The following is a 17,134-nucleotide window of genomic DNA, read 5'->3' on the forward strand; positions in this document are numbered from 1 at the left end:
GCGATCGAGTTGCCAGAAGGCAAGGAAATGGTCATGCCAGGCGACAACGTGTCGATCACCGTCAAGTTGATCAACCCGATTGCCATGGAAGAAGGCCTGCGCTTTGCCATCCGCGAGGGCGGAAAAACCGTCGGCGCCGGTGTTGTGGCCAAGATTCTTGCTTGATGGCTGAAAGAATTTGAAGGATTTTTGCGGGGGTCTCTAAAAACTCAATTGACGGGAGGCAGAGCAAGGCGCACGGAGCGCAGGACACCGGAATGCACTTCGGTGCATGAGGATTCCGAGCACCGCGCAACGCCGCTATGCACCCGGCAGTTGGGTTTGTAGAGATTCCCGGAGGGGTATAGCTCAATTGGCAGAGCGTCGGTCTCCAAAACCGAAGGTTGTAGGTTCGATTCCTACTGCCCCTGCCACCCGGCCTTGACAGGTGTTGATGCCGCTGGTGGTTAGAAAAGACAGTAAAGCGAAGCCCGCCGGGAGTCCCAAGACCCCAGGTGGGCTTAAGCGTCTGAAAAGACGCATGAAGATTGAACAGGAATCAGGCGCTCATGGCCACTTCTCAAGTCGAAACCGTCAGCACCACCGCTGACAAAGCCAAGTTGGCACTGGCCATTGCTCTGGTCGCGGCTTCGCTCGCGGGCTTTTACCTGCTTGCCAAGCAGGGTCAGATCGCGCAATGGGGTGGTTTGATTGTGGGTCTGGCGGCTGCTGTCGTGGTATTCATGACTTCCGAGCCTGGCAAACAATTTCTTGCTTTCGGGCGTGACTCCTGGCGCGAGGTCAAAAAGGTGGTGTGGCCAGCCCGCAAGGAAGCCATGCAGATGACGGCTTACGTTTTTGGTTTCGTGGTGGTGATGGCGCTGTTTTTGTGGCTCACGGATAAAACGCTTGAGTGGGTGTTTTACGACCTGATTTTGGGGTGGAGAAAATAATGAGCAATATAAACGGTGACGTGGTCAGCGAAGTAGCAGCTGGCGCAACGCTGCTGCCGACCCCCGGCATGCAGTGGTATGTCGTGCATGCCTATTCAGGCATGGAAAAAGCCGTTGAACGCAATATTGTCGAACGTATCAACCGCGCCGGCATGCAGGCCAAGTTCGGTCGCTTCCTGGTTCCGACCGAAGAAGTCGTTGAAATCAAGAACGGCCAGAAAAAAACGACAGAACGCCGGTTTTTCCCTGGTTATGTGCTCGTTGAGATGGTCATGGACGACGAAAGCTGGCACCTGGTGAAACACACCAACAAGGTCACAGGTTTTGTCGGCGGCGCCAAGAACCGCCCGGCGCCGATTTCGGAAGAAGACGTCCAGAAAATCGTCAGCCAGATGCAGGTCGGGACCGAGAAGCCGCGCCACAAGGTCGAGTTTGAAACGGGCGAGTACATCCGCGTCAAGGACGGTCCGTTCACCGACTTCAATGGCACGGTTGAAGAGGTCAACTATGACAAGAACAAGGTACGCGTTTCGGTGACGATTTTCGGTCGTGCGACGCCCGTGGAGCTGGAATTCAGCCAGATCGAAAAGACCTGATTTTCGGCTGGCGGTATAAAGTCCGTGCCTTGCAACTCGGCGCGGAGGGTTCTTCGGGACCTGATTGAGTTGTGTAACCCCCGGGGAGCCCGGACCTGTTTTCCAACAGTGTTCAGGCGTTATGACCCGCAAGGAGAAAAGTATGGCGAAAAAAATCGTCGGCTTCATCAAGCTGCAAGTGCCAGCTGGTAAGGCCAACCCGTCCCCCCCGATCGGCCCGGCTTTGGGTCAGCGCGGTCTGAACATCATGGAATTCTGCAAGGCATTTAATGCCCAGACCCAAGGTGTTGAGCCCGGTCTGCCACTTCCCGTGGTGATCACTGCATTTGCAGACAAAAGCTTTACCTTCATCATCAAGACCGCTCCGGCCGTCACGCTGATCAAGAAAGCCATCAAGCTCGACAAGGGTTCCGCCACGCCGCATACCGTCAAGGTCGGCAAGATCACCCGCGCGCAGCTCGAAGAAATCGCCAAAACAAAAATGAAAGACATGACGGCTGCCGATCTCGACGCCGCTGTCCGTACTATTGCTGGTTCCGCCCGTTCCATGGGTGTGACGGTGGAGGGTGTTGTATGAGCAAGCTGACCAAGCGCCAAAAAACTGTTGGCGACAAAATCGACAGCAACAAGCTGTATCCGGTGGCTGATGCCCTGGGTCTGGTCAAGCAGTTTGCCGTTGCCAAGTTCGACGAGTCTATCGACGTGGCCGTGCAGCTCGGTATTGACGCCAAGAAATCCGACCAGGTTGTTCGCGGCGCTGTCGTGTTGCCCAATGGCACTGGCAAGACCAAACGTGTGGCTGTGTTCGCCCAGGGCGCCAAGGCTGAAGAAGCCAAGGCCGCCGGTGCTGACATCGTCGGCATGGACGATCTGGCTGCTGACATCAAGGCCGGCAAGATGGACTTCGACGTAGTGATTGCCTCGCCGGACGCCATGCGTGTGGTCGGTACCCTGGGCCAGATTCTTGGCCCGCGTGGTCTGATGCCCAATCCCAAGGTCGGCACGGTGACGCCTGATGTCGCAACGGCTGTCAAAAACGCCAAGGCTGGCCAGGTCCAGTTCCGCGTTGACAAGGCCGGCATTGTGCACGGAACGATTGGCCGCCGTTCGTTTGACACTGACAAGCTGCAGGGCAACCTGGCTGCGTTGATCGACGCTCTGACCAAGGCCAAGCCTGCGTCGAGCAAGGGTGTGTATCTGAGAAAAGTAGCGGTCTCGTCAACGATGGGTGTGGGCGTTCGCGTCGACACGCAAACCATCGCGGCGTAATCGCAGGAATTTGGGCAGCCCGCGAGGGCTGCCCGAAGTGGTGGGCTGCTGGCGCTTTGGCCTCGGCAGGCCATCCAGGACCGTTGGTGCGACAGGCGACAGCCCGCCGCTTAATCGTCGCAAGACAGCCAACGCAGATGGCGGTCCCGCTGCTGAATGGTTTTGAAAAGAATCTGAAACAGTTGGTCGCTGAACATAGGCGTGTGATGGGGCGGCGCAAAAGCGCTGCCTGAAAAACACATTATTAAGGAGTAGACCTTGAGTCTCAACCGCAGTGAGAAACAAGCCGTCATTGATGAAGTGACCGGCCTCGCCGCTAAAGCTCAAACGCTCGTGATGGCGGAATACCGTGGCATCACGGTCGCTGACATGACCAAGCTTCGCAGCCAAGCCCGCGACAAAGGCGTGACCCTGAGTGTGTTGAAAAACACCCTGGCTCGCCGTGCCGTGGCAGGCAGCGCGTTTGATGTCCTGTCCGACCAGATGACCGGTCCGCTGATCTATGGCTTTTCCACAGACGCTGTCGCTGCCGCCAAGGTGGTTGCCGACTTCGCGAAAACCAACGACAAGTTGGTGATTCGCGCAGGCGCCATGGCAGGAAAAGTCCTGGACGTGAACGGCGTCAAGCAGCTTGCGAACATCCCTTCGAAAGAAGTGCTGCTCGCCCAGCTGTTGGGCCTGATGCAATCGCCTATTTCGCGTACGGCACGTGTGCTGTCCGCGCTGGCGGAGAAAAAAGGCGGCGGCAACGACGTGGTCGTAGCCGCAGAGCCCGCAGCAGAAGCTGCAGCGGCGTAACTTGTACCCAACTTTTTAGGAAATCAAAATGGCATTCGATAAAGACGCATTTTTGACCGCGCTCGACAGCATGACGGTCCTCGAACTCAACGACCTGGTGAAAGCCATCGAAGAGAAATTTGGCGTAAGCGCAGCAGCCATGTCGGCTCCTGCTGCAGGCGGCGGTGCTGCTGCTGCAGTCGCAGAAGAGCAAACCGAGTTCAACGTGATGTTGCTCGAAGTCGGCGCCAACAAGGTGTCGGTCATCAAGGCCGTGCGTGAAATCACCGGTCTGGGTCTGAAAGAAGCCAAGGACCTGGTCGACGGCGCCCCCAAGGCTGTCAAGGAAGCTGCTCCCAAGGCTGACGCAGAAGCCGCCAAGAAAAAGCTCGAAGAAGCTGGCGCAAAAGTCGAGCTCAAGTAATCCTCGTGTTTCGCGAAGGCTGGAAGACCGATACCGGCTTCCAGCCTTTCGTGCTTTCAAGGAGGACTGTTAAAAGCACCCGGCAAGCGGGCTTTTAACCTCTTTGGAAACACTGGCAAGCAGATTTGACGAAAATCTTCTTTCCAGTGATTCCTGACCCCGACTGCAGGAAACGCCTTGGTTCGGGCAACGTGCAATGCGTTGCCGTCCGCCATGGTTGGTAGTGGCCAACCACCAAGTCTGTTTGATTACGTGGTGTATTCATTCAAGACAGTCGCCAGAGCTTGGCAAACCGGTTGCCCGTACCGGTTTGTGTCCCATCAAAGCGGAGAACTCATGGCCTATTCTTATACCGAACGCAAGCGAATTCGCAAAAGTTTCGGCAGCCGCGAAAGCGTGTTGAATGTTCCTTACCTGTTGCAAATGCAGAAAGACGCCTACACGGCGTTCCTGCAAGCAGACCGCGCACCGCAAAAGCGCACCGTTGAAGGCCTGCAGGCTGCATTTGAAAACGCCTTCCCCATCGTCTCGCACAACGGGTTTGTCGAGATGAAATTCCTTGAGTACAACCTGGCCAAGCCCGCCTTTGACGTGCGTGAATGCCAGACCCGCGGCCTGACCTTCGCGTCGGCTGTGCGCGCCAAAGTCCAGCTGATCATTTATGACCGCGAATCCTCGACCTCACAATCCAAGGTCGTCAAGGAAGTCAAGGAACAAGAGGTCTACATGGGCGAAGTGCCCCTGATGACCGACAAAGGCTCTTTCGTTATCAACGGCACGGAACGCGTGATCGTGTCCCAGCTGCACCGCTCGCCCGGCGTATTCTTCGAGCACGACAAGGGCAAGACCCACAGCTCGGGCAAGCTGCTATTTTCGGCCCGCATCATTCCCTACCGCGGATCCTGGCTGGACTTCGAGTTCGACCCGAAAGACGTGCTGTACTTCCGCGTAGACCGTCGCCGCAAAATGCCGGTCACGATTCTGCTCAAAGCCATCGGCCTGAACCCCGAGTCCATCCTTGCGAACTTCTTCGTGTTCGACAACTTCCGCCTGATGGACAGCGGCGCGCAAATGGAATTCGTCGCCGAGCGCATGCGCGGCGAGGTGGCCCGTTTTGACATCACCGACAAGGCCGGCAAGGTTGTTGTTGCCAAGGACAAACGCATCACCGTGCGCCACACACGCGAGCTTGAGGAGAGCGGAACGTCCACCATCAGCGTCCCCGAAGATTTCCTGATTGGCCGTGTGGTCGCCAAGAACATCGTCGATGCCGAGACCGGCGAGATCATCGCCAAGGCCAATGACGAGCTGACCGAGGTGCTGCTGAAAAAGCTCCGCCTGGCCAGCGTGCAGGACCTGCAGGTTCTGTACACCAACGAGCTCGACCAGGGTGCCTACATTTCCCAGACCCTGCGGGCCGACGAAACGGCCGACGAGTTCGCCGCCCGCGTTGCGATCTATCGCATGATGCGCCCCGGAGAGCCGCCGACGGAAGATGCTGTCCAGGCCCTGTTCCAGCGCCTGTTCTACAACCCGGACACTTACGACCTGTCCAAGGTCGGCCGCATGAAGTTCAACGCCCGCGTCGGCCGCGACACTTCCACCGGCCCGATGGTCATGACCAACGAGGACATCCTGGCTGTGGTCAAGATCCTGGTGGATCTGCGCAATGGCAACGGCGAGGTCGATGACATTGACCATCTTGGCAATCGCCGCGTGCGTTGTGTCGGTGAACTCGCCGAGAACCAGTACCGCACCGGTCTGGCGCGTATCGAAAAAGCCGTGAAAGAGCGTCTGGGCCAGGCTGAACAAGAGCCCCTGATGCCGCATGACCTGATCAACAGCAAGCCGATTTCGGCTGCGTTGAAAGAGTTCTTTGGCGCGTCGCAGTTGTCGCAGTTCATGGACCAGACGAATCCGCTGGCCGAGATTACCCACAAGCGCCGTGTATCGGCCCTTGGCCCTGGCGGCTTGACCCGCGAACGCGCAGGTTTTGAAGTGCGTGACGTGCACGTGACCCATTACGGCCGCGTCTGCCCGATTGAAACGCCTGAAGGCCCGAACATCGGTCTGATCAATTCGCTGGCCCTTTACGCCCGCCTCAACGAATACGGCTTTATCGAAACGCCGTACCGCCGGGTGATTGACAGCAAAATCACGACGCAGATCGACTACCTGTCCGCCATCGAAGAAGGCAAATACGTGATCGCCCAGGCCAATGCGGCTCTGGATGATGGCGGCAAGCTGACCGGCGACCTGGTCTCGGCCCGCGAAAACGGCGAGTCTGTGCTGGTGGGCGCAGAGCGTGTCCAGTACATGGACGTGTCCCCTGCGCAGATCGTCTCGGTGGCTGCCTCGCTGGTTCCGTTCCTGGAGCACGATGACGCCAACCGCGCACTGATGGGCGCCAACATGTCGCGTCAGGCCGTTCCTGTGCTGCGCCCCGAAAAACCGCTGGTCGGCACCGGTATCGAGCGCGTCGCCGCGATTGACTCCGGCACCGTGGTGACCGCCACCCGTGGTGGCATCGTGGACTATGTCGACGCCACCCGCATCGTCGTGCGTGTCAACGACGCAGAAGCCCTGGCCGGCGAAGTCGGCGTGGACATCTACAACCTGATCAAATACCAGCGTTCCAACCAGAACACCAACATCCACCAGCGCCCCATCGTCAAGATCGGCGACAAGCTGGCCAAGGGTGATGTGATTGCCGACGGCGCATCAACCGACCTCGGTGAGATCGCCATTGGCCAGAACGTGCTGATCGCGTTCATGCCGTGGAACGGCTACAACTTTGAGGATTCGATCCTGATCTCCGAGCGTGTGGTGGCTGAAGACCGCTACACCTCGATCCACATCGAAGAACTCGTCGTGATGGCCCGTGACACCAAGCTGGGCTCCGAAGAAATCACGCGCGACATCCCCAACCTGTCCGAGCAGCAACTCAACCGCCTGGACGAATCCGGCATTATTTATGTCGGCGCTGAAGTCCAGCCGGGCGACACGCTTGTCGGCAAGGTCACGCCAAAAGGCGAAACCACGCTGACGCCAGAGGAAAAACTGCTGCGCGCGATCTTCGGCGAAAAAGCCAGCGATGTGAAAGACACCTCGCTGCGCGTCAGCCAGGGTTCGCAAGGCACCGTCATCGACGTGCAGGTCTTCACCCGTGAAGGCATTGTTCGCGACAAGCGCGCCCAGCAGATCATTGACGACGAGCTCAAGCGCTTCCGCCTGGACCTGAACGACCAGCTGCGTATCGTGGAGGCCGACGCGTTCGACCGCATCGAAAAGCTGCTCAACGGCAAGGTCGCCAACGGCGGCCCGAAGAAGCTGGCCAAGGGCGCCAAAATCGACAAGGCCTACCTGGCCGATGTCGAGAAGTACCACTGGTTTGACATCCGTCCCGCAGATGACGAAGTTGCCTCTCAGTTAGAGAGCATCAAGAACTCGATGGAGCAGACGCGCCACAGCTTCGATCTGTCTTTTGAGGAAAAGCGCAAGAAGCTGACGCAGGGCGACGAACTGCCAGCGGGCGTGCTCAAGATGGTCAAGGTTTACCTGGCCGTCAAGCGCCGCCTGCAACCAGGCGACAAGATGGCCGGCCGGCACGGCAACAAGGGCGTGGTCTCCAAGATCGTGCCGATTGAAGACATGCCGCACATGGCCGACGGTACACCTTGCGACATCGTGCTGAACCCGCTGGGCGTGCCTTCCCGCATGAACGTCGGCCAGGTGCTTGAAGTGCATCTGGGCTGGGCCGCCAAAGGCCTGGGGCACCGCATTGGCGACATGCTGCAGGCCGAGGCCAAGGTGCAGGAGTTGCGCAAGTTCATGGAGACGATCTACAACAAGTCCGGTCGCGCTGAAGACCTGACCAAGTTGTCGGATACCGACATCCTCGAGATGGCCAGCAACCTGACGACCGGGGTTCCGTTTGCGACGCCGGTGTTTGACGGTGCCTCGGAAGCCGAGATCATGCAGATGCTGCAGCTCGCCTACCCGGACGACATCGCCAAAATCAAGGGTCTCACCGCAACACGTACCCAGGCGCAGCTGTATGACGGCCGCACCGGCGACGCGTTTGAACGCACGACGACGGTCGGCTACATGCACTTCCTGAAACTTCACCATCTGGTGGACGACAAGATGCATGCCCGCTCCACCGGCCCGTACTCGCTGGTTACGCAGCAGCCTCTGGGCGGCAAGGCGCAGTTCGGCGGACAGCGCTTTGGCGAGATGGAGGTCTGGGCGCTGGAAGCCTATGGCGCCGCCTACACCCTGCAGGAAATGTTGACGGTGAAGTCCGACGACGTGCAGGGCCGAACCAAGGTCTACGAAAGCATCGTCAAGGGCGAGCACGCGATCACGGCCGGCATGCCCGAGTCATTCAACGTGCTGGTCAAAGAGATTCGTTCGCTCGGTATTGACATCGAACTCGAACGCAGCTAATTAACAGGAAAGAAAAGGATTTAACTCATGAAATCATTACTCGACCTGTTCAAGCAATTCACGCCGGATGAGCATTTTGATGCCATCAAGATCGGCATGGCCTCGCCCGAAAAGATCCGTTCGTGGTCGTTCGGCGAAGTGAAGAAGCCTGAGACCATCAACTACCGCACCTTCAAGCCGGAGCGTGATGGCCTGTTCTGCGCCAAGATTTTTGGCCCCATCAAGGACTACGAATGCCTGTGCGGCAAGTACAAGCGCCTCAAGCACCGCGGCGTGATCTGCGAGAAGTGCGGCGTTGAAGTCACGCAGACCAAGGTCCGCCGCGAACGCATGGGTCACATTGACCTCGCCGCACCGTGCGCGCACATCTGGTTCCTGAAGTCGCTGCCTTCGCGCCTGGGCCTGGTGCTCGACATGACGCTGCGCGACATCGAGCGCGTGCTCTACTTTGAAGCTTATGTGGTGACCGACCCCGGCATGACCCCGCTGAAGAAATTCAGCATCATGTCCGAAGACGACTACGACGCCAAGCGCAAGGAATACGGTGACGAGTACACCGCCAAGATGGGCGCCGAAGGCATCAAGGACCTGCTGGAAGGGCTGGATCTGGACGTCGAAATCGACAAGCTGCGCAACGATCTGACCGGTTCCGAAATCAAGATCAAGAAAAACGCCAAGCGTTTGAAATTGATGGAAGCGTTCAAGAAGTCCGGCATCAAGCCGCACTGGATGGTGCTCGACGTGCTGCCCGTGTTGCCGCCGGACCTGCGTCCGCTGGTTCCGCTGGACGGTGGCCGTTTTGCGACCTCCGACCTGAACGACCTGTATCGCCGCGTGATCAACCGCAACAGCCGACTGCGTCGTTTGCTGGAGCTAAAGGCACCTGAAATCATCGCGCGCAATGAAAAGCGCATGCTGCAGGAAGCCGTGGACAGCTTGCTGGACAACGGCCGCCGTGGCAAGGCCATGACGGGCGCCAACAAGCGCGCGCTCAAGTCGCTCGCCGACATGATCAAGGGCAAGTCGGGACGTTTTCGCCAGAACTTGCTGGGCAAACGCGTCGATTACTCCGGTCGTTCGGTCATCACCGTGGGTCCGACGCTCAAGCTGCACCAGTGCGGCTTGCCGAAACTGATGGCGCTGGAGCTCTTCAAGCCTTTCATCTTCTCGCGCCTCGAAGCCATGGGCATCGCGACGACGATCAAGGCCGCCAAGAAGGAAGTCGAATCCGGCACGCCGGTAGTGTGGGACATCCTGGAAGAGGTGATCAAGGAACACCCGGTCATGCTCAACCGTGCGCCTACGCTGCACCGTCTGGGTATCCAGGCTTTTGAGCCTATCCTGATTGAAGGCAAGGCCATCCAGCTGCACCCGCTCGTCTGCTCGGCCTTCAACGCCGACTTCGACGGTGACCAGATGGCTGTCCACGTGCCGCTGTCGGTGGAGGCGCAGATGGAGGCCCGCACCCTGATGCTGGCTTCGAACAACATCCTGTTCCCTGCCAACGGCGAGCCCTCCATTGTTCCGTCGCAAGACGTGGTGCTGGGCCTGTACTACACGACCCGCGACCGTACCAACGGCAAGGGCGAAGGCCTGGTGTTCTCCGACACCGGCGAAGTCCGCCGCGCATTCGACGCGGGCGAGCTCGACCTGAACGCCCGCATCAGTGTGCGCCTGACCGAGTACACCAAGGACAAGGCGACCGGCGAGTTCTTGCCGTCCACCAAGCTGTGGGAAACCACGGGCGGCCGTGCATTGCTGTCCGAAATCCTGCCCAAGGGTTTGCCTTTTTCCAACATCAACAAGGCGTTGAAGAAGAAGGAAATCTCCAAGCTCATCAACGTGTCTTTTCGCAAGTGCGGACTGAAAGAGACCGTGGTGTTTGCCGACAAGCTGCTGCAGTCGGGCTTTCGCCTGGCGACAAAAGCCGGCATCTCCATCTGTATTGATGACATGTTGATCCCCAAGGAAAAGCCGGCCATCATTGCCCGCGCCCAGAAGGAAGTCAAAGAAATCGAGCAGCAGTATGTCTCGGGCCTGGTGACCGCCGGCGAGCGCTACAACAAGGTGGTGGACATCTGGGGCAAGTCCGGCGACGAAGTCTCCAAGGTCATGATGGCCCAGCTCTCCAAAGAGCGTGTCCTGGACCGCCATGGCAACGAAGTCGAGCAGGAGTCCTTCAACTCCATCTACATGATGGCCGACTCCGGTGCCCGTGGTTCTGCCGCGCAGATTCGCCAGGTGGCCGGCATGCGCGGTTTGATGGCCAAGCCCGACGGCTCCATCATCGAAACGCCGATCACCGCGAACTTCCGCGAAGGCCTGAACGTGCTGGAGTACTTCATCTCCACCCACGGTGCCCGCAAGGGTCTGGCCGACACGGCGCTGAAAACCGCCAACTCCGGTTACCTGACGCGCCGTCTTTGCGACGTTGTTCAGGATCTGGTGGTGACGCAGGACGACTGCGGCACCCAGGACGGCTCGGTGATGCGTGCCATTGTCGAGGGCGGTGAAGTCATCGAATCGCTGCGCGACCGCATCCTCGGCCGCACCGCGGTCGAAGACGTGCTTCACCCCGAAAACCGCGCGGTACTGGCCAAGTCCGGCGCGATGCTGGATGAAGACCTGATCGACGAGCTGGAAGTCGCCGGTGTGGACGAAGTCAAGGTGCGTACCGCACTGACCTGCGAAACCCGCTTCGGCCTGTGCGCCAAGTGTTACGGCCGCGATCTGGGCCGTGGCGGCCTGATCAACATCGGTGAGGCAGTCGGCATCATTGCCGCCCAATCCATCGGCGAGCCTGGCACGCAGCTGACCATGCGCACCTTCCACATCGGCGGTGCCGCATCCCGTGCAGCCATTGCCTCCAGCGTGGAAGCCAAGTCCAACGGCGTGATCGGTTTCAACGCACCCATGCGTTATGTGACCAACAGCAAGGGCGAGCTGGTAGTGATTGCCCGTTCCGGCGAGATCGTCATTCACGACGAGCATGGCCGCGAGCGCGAGCGCCACAAGGTGCCTTACGGCGGTATCCTGAACGTCAAGGCCGACCAGACCGTCAAGGCTGGCGCCATCCTGGCCAACTGGGATCCGCTGACCCGCCCGATCATTACCGAGTTCGCCGGCAAGGTGGCGTTCGAGAATGTGGAAGAAGGCGTGACGGTGGCCAAGCAGCTCGACGAAGTAACCGGTCTGTCCACGCTGGTGGTGATCGATCCGAAGCGCCGTGGCGTGACCAAGGTGGTTCGTCCCCAGGTCAAACTCATCGACGCGACCGGCAACGAAGTCAAGATTCCCGGCACCGATCACTCGGTGACGATCGGTTTCCAGATCGGCGCCCTGGTGCAGGTGCGTGACGGCCAGGACGTGGGTCCCGGCGAGGTGCTGGCGCGTATTCCAGTCGAAGGCCAGAAAACCCGTGACATCACCGGCGGTCTGCCGCGTGTGGCTGAACTGTTTGAAGCCCGTACGCCGAAAGACAAGGGCACGCTGGCCGAAATGACCGGTACCGTGTCCTTTGGCAAAGAGACCAAAGGCAAGATCCGCCTGCAGATCACGGATCCCGAAGGCAAGGTCTGGGAAGACCTGGTTCCCAAGGAAAAGAACATCCTGGTCCACGAGGGGCAGGTCGTGAACAAGGGCGAGTCGATTGTCGATGGTCCGGCCGATCCGCAGGACATCCTGCGCCTGCTGGGCATGGAAGAGCTGGCCCGCTACATCGTCGACGAAGTGCAGGACGTCTACCGCCTGCAGGGCGTGAAGATCAACGACAAGCACATTGAAGTGATTGTTCGCCAGATGCTGCGCCGTGTGGTTGTCGAAAGCGTGGGTGATTCCAGCTACATCGCCGGTGAACAGGTCGAGCGTTCGGTCATCCTGGATGCCAACGACGCCCTGCGCGCTGACGCCAAGATCCCGGCGACCTTCAGCAACCTGCTGCTTGGTATCACCAAGGCATCGCTGTCGACCGATTCGTTCATTTCCGCGGCTTCCTTCCAGGAAACCACCCGCGTGCTCACCGAGGCTGCCATCATGGGCAAGCGCGACGAGCTGCGTGGCCTGAAAGAAAACGTGATCGTCGGGCGCCTGATTCCTGCCGGTACCGGTATGGCCTATCACGAGGCACGCAAGGCCAAGGACCAGATGGACGATGCCGAGCGCCGCGCCATTGCCGAAGCCGAAGCGGCCGAGCTGGAAGCCCTGCCCGAGCAGACCAGCGAAGGTGCAGCCAGCGAGTAATTGCTGCTTTCTGATGCTATAAAAAGCGTAGCGCCTCGCGCCCTGTGGACAAGGGCCCAAGGCGCTTTTTGTTGTGCGTCTGAATGGCGGAAAGCCGACCGGGCCGCCAACCATGCGGAAAACTGTACGGGGGCCGGCCTTGTCGGCTAAAGTCGCGTTGCCGGGCAATTTGCCGTCCGTTGCGAAAGGAAGAACGCCTCATGTCCACCCGGTCTCTGGTTCTGATTGCCGTGTTTGCCTTGCTGCTGTTCTGGGCCGTTGGCGCCTACAACCGGCTGGTGCGCCTGAAAAACCTGATCGCCAATGCGTTTGGGCAAATCGACGTGCAGCTCAAGCGCCGCTACGACCTGATTCCCAATCTCGTGGACGCCGCCAAAAAATACCTGATTCACGAACGGGAAACGCTGGAGGCCGTGATTGCCGCGCGCAACCAGGCGCGTGCGGCCAGCGACGCGGTGCGCAGCCGCCCGACCCATGCGCCTGGGGTGATGGCGCTGGCGGTGGCCGAGCAGGCGCTGGGCGGCAGCCTGAACAGGCTGTTTGCCTTGGCGGAAGCCTACCCCGAGCTCAAGGCCGATGAGACCATCCGCGCGCTGAGCGAGGAGCTCACCAGCACCGAAAACAAGGTGGCGTTTGCGCGCCAGGCCTACAACGATTGTGTGCTGGACTACAACAACGCGCAGGCGCAGTTTCCTGCGTTGCTGGTGGCCCGCTTGTTTGGCTTTGCGGCCGCCGCTGTGTTGCAGGCCACCGAAAGTACGGCAGAACGTCAGGCCGTGCGCATCCAGATGTAATCCGTATGGCCCTCACGCTTGTCGCTTCGCGAGCCTTCGGCGGTGCGCCGCCCCTGTCACGGGGAAGAGCGGCTCACTGTTCGGGGCGCAGCCCGCCAGGAAATTCTCGCGCTACAACTTGTGGAATTGCGCATGCGATTTTTTGAGCAACAGGATCGGGCACGCGGGCGGACCCGGCAACTGCTGCTGCTGTTTGCATTGGCGGTCGTTGTGCTGGTGCTGGCCATCAATGCCGCGCTGGCACTGTCCTGGCGGCTGGTCACGCCGGGCTTCAGCGGTTATCCAGCGTATTTTTTCCTTGTCAACACCGTCATGACCCTGGTCTTTGTAGTGGGCGGCTGGTGGCTGGAAACGTCCAGCCTCGAAGGCGGTGGCGAAAAGCTGGCTCGCCGCGCTGGTGCGCGCGAAGCCTGGCCGGCCAGCCGTTTCGACGAACAAAAACTGTGCAACATCGCCGCCGAACTGGCGATTGCCGCCAGCATGACCCCACCGCAGGTCATGGTGCTTGATCGGGTGGCCAGCATCAATGCGTTTGCCACCGGGTGGGACGAAGAGGACTCGGTGATCGCGGTAACCCGTGGGGCGCTTGACGGCTTGAGCCGCGACGAACTGCAGGGGCTGGTGGCCCATGAACTCAGCCATATCCGCGAGGGCGATACCCGGATCAACATGCGGCTGGCTGGCATGGTGTTTGGGCTGGAGATGATTTTCAACCTCGGCGCGCGCATGTGCGAGCGCGGTGACGATGACCGGCGCTCCGCCCTGGCGCTGCCAGGCCTGGCCATCATGGCCGCCGGTTTTATGGGCTGGGTGGCGGGCCGCGCCCTCAAGGCGGCGGTCGCGCGCCAGCGCGAGTTTCTGGCCGATGCACGCGCAGTCCAGTTCACGCGCAGCAAGGACGGCCTGGGCGGCGTGCTGCGCAAGGTTGCGGGCGGGCAGGGCGGCGGGACCACGCGGGGATTTCACCCGGCGGTGCAGCACATGCTGCTGGTCGGGCAGCAGGCCGGGGCGCACTGGCTGGACTCGCATCCGCCACTGGCCGACCGCATCCGCCGCATTTATGGGCGGGCCATGCCGACGCTGACGACCGGCTCCGTTTCGGATGAACTGGCTCCGACACGCCCCGGCGCGATGTTGTGAGTCTGTTGGTGAATCTGCGAATAAGCACATCACAAAAGATTCGATCCGTTGGAACGCGCGTGCGCGTCAGTGTACTGGATACTCCCTATGGTCGGCCCGGGCATGCACGTTAAATTGAGCCCTGTAGAAACTGCGAAGGAATGCCATGAAGACTGCTTTCTCAACCACGACGCTGGCGCTGTGTGCGCTTGCCGCGTCATCCCTGAGCCAGGCCCAGACAGCACCAGCCCAGGCCCTGTACAACCGCAGTCTGGCGGCCACTTGTGCCAATTGCCATGGCACGGACGGCAAGGCGGTCCAGGGCTCCAGCGTGGGGTCCCTCGCCGGCATGGATAGAAATTACCTTGTGGCCCAGATGAAAGCCTTCAAGTCCGGCGCCCGTGCGGCGACCGTGATGCACCAGATCAGCAAGGGGTACAGCGATGCCCAGATCGATGTGCTGGCCACTTACTTTGCAGCGCAGAAGAAATAACAAGGAGAACACTCATGCAACGACGTTCCTTTCTCCAGTCCTCCGCCGCGCTCAGCATGCTGGGCCTGGGTGCCTGCGCGACCACCTCCGTTCCCTCCAAAGCGAGAGTTGTGGTGATCGGTGGTGGTTACGGCGGTGCCACTGCCGCCAAATATGTGCGCCTGCTGTCGGACTACAAAATCGACGTAGTGCTGATAGAACCGCAGGCCGCCTTTATCTCCTGCCCCATCTCCAACCTGGTTCTGAGCGGCGGCAAGCAGATCGCAGAGATCACCACGGCCTACACCGGCCTGAGCAAAAATCACGGGGTGACCGTGGTCAGGGACATGGCCAGCGCCATTGATACCGCAAAGAAGACGGTCACTCTTGCCGGGGGCGCAACCATTGCCTACGACAAGCTGGTGGTTTCACCGGGTATCGACCTGATGTACGGCAGCATCGAGGGCCTGCAGCAGGCACAGGCCGCCGGGCAGATTCTGCAGGCCTGGAAAGCCGGCGCGGAAACCGTAGCCCTGCGCAAACAGCTCGAAGCCATGCCGGACGGCGGCGTCTACGCCATCACGATTCCCGAGGCGCCTTACCGCTGCCCGCCCGGCCCGTATGAGCGTGCTTCGGTGATCGCCGGTTACTTCAAGGCTTTCAAACCGCGCAGCAAGGTGCTGATTCTTGACGCCAACCCGGATGTCACGTCCAAAGGCCCGCTGTTCAAAAAGGTCTGGGCCGAGCAGTACAAGGGCATGGTCGAGTACCGCGGGCAGCACAAGGCCACGGCCGTGGACGCCAAAACCGGCGTGATCAAGTTTGACGTGCAGGACGACGTGAAAGCCAATGTACTCAATGTCCTGCCCTCCATGCGTGCCGGCGCCATCGCGCTGCAGAGCGGCCTGAATAACATGGCCAACAACCGCTGGTGCGGGGTCAACTACCAGACCTTTGAATCCACCGCCGCCAAAGACGTGTTTGTACTCGGCGACTCCATCCAGGTCGCGCCAGCCATGCCCAAGAGCGGCCACATGGCCAACAGCCATGGCAAGGTGGCGGCGGCGGCGATTGTGGCCCAGTTGTCGGGCTGGGAGATCAACCCGGCGCCCATGCTGACCAACACCTGCTACAGCTTTGTGGACAACAAAAACGTGATTCACGTCGCGAGTGTTCATGAATACGTGGCGGCCGAAAAAACCTTCAAGACTGTGGCCGGCTCCGGTGGGGTCAGCCCCGGCCCAACCGAGCTTGAAGGCGTCTATGCGCTGAGCTGGGCCAGCAACATCTGGTCCGATACCTTGGTTTGATGGCCCCCACGGTCGTTCGCTTCGCGTAACTCCCCGCCTCTCGAGGGGGCCGCCGCGCCTGCGGTCCGGCAAAGCCGGTCCCGCGGCCCGTGCTTGCAATTTCAGGGGATGCCGCCAGACGGTCTCTCCGCGGCTGGTCTAATACAGGTGTCCGTTCGCTCTGGGCGGCATACAGAGCTCCATGCAAGACAATCCGACCCCAATCCCCCTGTGGCGCCAGCTCCAGGGGGCTGCTTTTTTACTGATGGCCGTGCGCGCGGGCCGTTCGATGACGGCCGCGCTGGAAGATATCGACGCGGCCATCCGGCCCGGCGTGCAGGCGCTGGGTTTTCATGCGCTTCGGCATTTGGGGCGCGCCGAAGCCTTGCGCCAGCAGCTGGCCAGCCGGCCGCCACCGCCTGAAGCCGATGCGCTGCTGTGCGTCGCTCTGGCCCTGGGGTGGTCAGAAGCGGAGGCGCCTTACACCGTCCACACCCTGGTAGACCAGGCGGTGGAAGCGGCCAAACGCAGCGAGGCCACACGCCACCAGGCCAGCTTCATCAATGGCTGCCTGCGCCGCTTCCTGCGTGAGCGGGACGCCCTGCTGGCGAAAACAGAACGCCAGCCGCAGGCCGTGTGGAACCATCCCCAGTGGTGGATAGACCGCGTGCGCAAGGACCACCCCGACCAGTGGCAGGCCATCTTGACGGCCAACAATGCCCGGGCGCCTCTGGTTCTCAGGGTTAATGAACGAAAAACGACCCCAGCCCTTTA

13 protein-coding genes, 1 tRNA gene and 1 pseudogene are annotated in these 17,134 nt (G+C 60.3%); all 15 read left to right on the top strand.

The window, feature by feature from the left end; genetic code table 11:
• A pseudogene (gene tuf / locus ACESMT_RS20590) lies at positions 1 to 165 on the top strand (elongation factor Tu); the annotation flags it as partial.
• A 172-nt stretch (positions 166 to 337) separates the two neighbouring features.
• Positions 338 to 413: transfer RNA gene (locus ACESMT_RS20595), tRNA-Trp, on the top strand.
• Between the two features lie 135 nt (positions 414 to 548).
• Complete coding sequence (secE, locus tag ACESMT_RS20600; RefSeq protein WP_372828459.1) at positions 549 to 932, top strand: preprotein translocase subunit SecE; 384 nt, start codon at positions 549 to 551, stop codon at positions 930 to 932.
• Complete coding sequence (nusG, locus tag ACESMT_RS20605; RefSeq protein WP_372828460.1) at positions 932 to 1,528, top strand: transcription termination/antitermination protein NusG; 597 nt, start codon at positions 932 to 934, stop codon at positions 1,526 to 1,528. Before secE ends, nusG begins: the two co-directional genes overlap by 1 nt.
• 142 nt (positions 1,529 to 1,670) lie before the next feature.
• Positions 1,671 to 2,105, top strand: a complete 435-nt coding sequence (gene rplK, locus ACESMT_RS20610) for a 50S ribosomal protein L11 (protein WP_077593009.1) — start codon at positions 1,671 to 1,673, stop codon at positions 2,103 to 2,105.
• On the top strand, positions 2,102 to 2,797 hold the full coding sequence (rplA, locus tag ACESMT_RS20615) for a 50S ribosomal protein L1 (protein WP_372828461.1): 696 nt from the start codon (positions 2,102 to 2,104) through the stop codon (positions 2,795 to 2,797). Before rplK ends, rplA begins: the two co-directional genes overlap by 4 nt.
• A gap of 258 nt (positions 2,798 to 3,055) precedes the next feature.
• Positions 3,056 to 3,595, top strand: a complete 540-nt coding sequence (gene rplJ, locus ACESMT_RS20620) for a 50S ribosomal protein L10 (RefSeq protein WP_372828462.1) — start codon at positions 3,056 to 3,058, stop codon at positions 3,593 to 3,595.
• A 28-nt stretch (positions 3,596 to 3,623) separates the two neighbouring features.
• Entirely contained in the window at positions 3,624 to 3,998 is a 375-nt protein-coding gene (gene rplL, locus ACESMT_RS20625) for a 50S ribosomal protein L7/L12 (RefSeq protein WP_372828463.1), read from the top strand.
• Positions 3,999 to 4,334: 336 nt separating this feature from the next.
• A complete protein-coding gene (gene rpoB / locus ACESMT_RS20630) occupies positions 4,335 to 8,447 on the top strand; it encodes a DNA-directed RNA polymerase subunit beta (RefSeq protein ID WP_372828464.1) in 4,113 nt (1,370 codons plus the stop codon).
• Between the two features lie 27 nt (positions 8,448 to 8,474).
• Positions 8,475 to 12,686 (top strand): DNA-directed RNA polymerase subunit beta', encoded by a 4,212-nt coding sequence (gene rpoC / locus ACESMT_RS20635; RefSeq protein WP_372828465.1) that lies wholly within the window; start codon positions 8,475 to 8,477, stop codon positions 12,684 to 12,686.
• A gap of 200 nt (positions 12,687 to 12,886) precedes the next feature.
• Complete coding sequence (locus ACESMT_RS20640) at positions 12,887 to 13,480, top strand: LemA family protein (protein ID WP_372828466.1); 594 nt, start codon at positions 12,887 to 12,889, stop codon at positions 13,478 to 13,480.
• Between the two features lie 132 nt (positions 13,481 to 13,612).
• A complete protein-coding gene (locus tag ACESMT_RS20645) occupies positions 13,613 to 14,620 on the top strand; it encodes a M48 family metalloprotease (protein WP_372828467.1) in 1,008 nt (335 codons plus the stop codon).
• A 145-nt stretch (positions 14,621 to 14,765) separates the two neighbouring features.
• A complete protein-coding gene (locus tag ACESMT_RS20650; RefSeq protein WP_372828468.1) occupies positions 14,766 to 15,092 on the top strand; it encodes a cytochrome c in 327 nt (108 codons plus the stop codon).
• Positions 15,093 to 15,106: 14 nt separating this feature from the next.
• Positions 15,107 to 16,381, top strand: a complete 1,275-nt coding sequence (locus ACESMT_RS20655; RefSeq protein ID WP_372828469.1) for an FCSD flavin-binding domain-containing protein — start codon at positions 15,107 to 15,109, stop codon at positions 16,379 to 16,381.
• Positions 16,382 to 16,562: 181 nt separating this feature from the next.
• Positions 16,563 to 17,134, top strand: a 572-nt coding sequence (locus ACESMT_RS20660) for a transcription antitermination factor NusB (RefSeq protein ID WP_372828470.1), incomplete at its 3' end; no start/stop codon positions are given.

Source organism: Polaromonas sp. (genome assembly GCF_041689105.1).
Classification (GTDB): domain Bacteria; phylum Pseudomonadota; class Gammaproteobacteria; order Burkholderiales; family Burkholderiaceae_C; genus Polaromonas.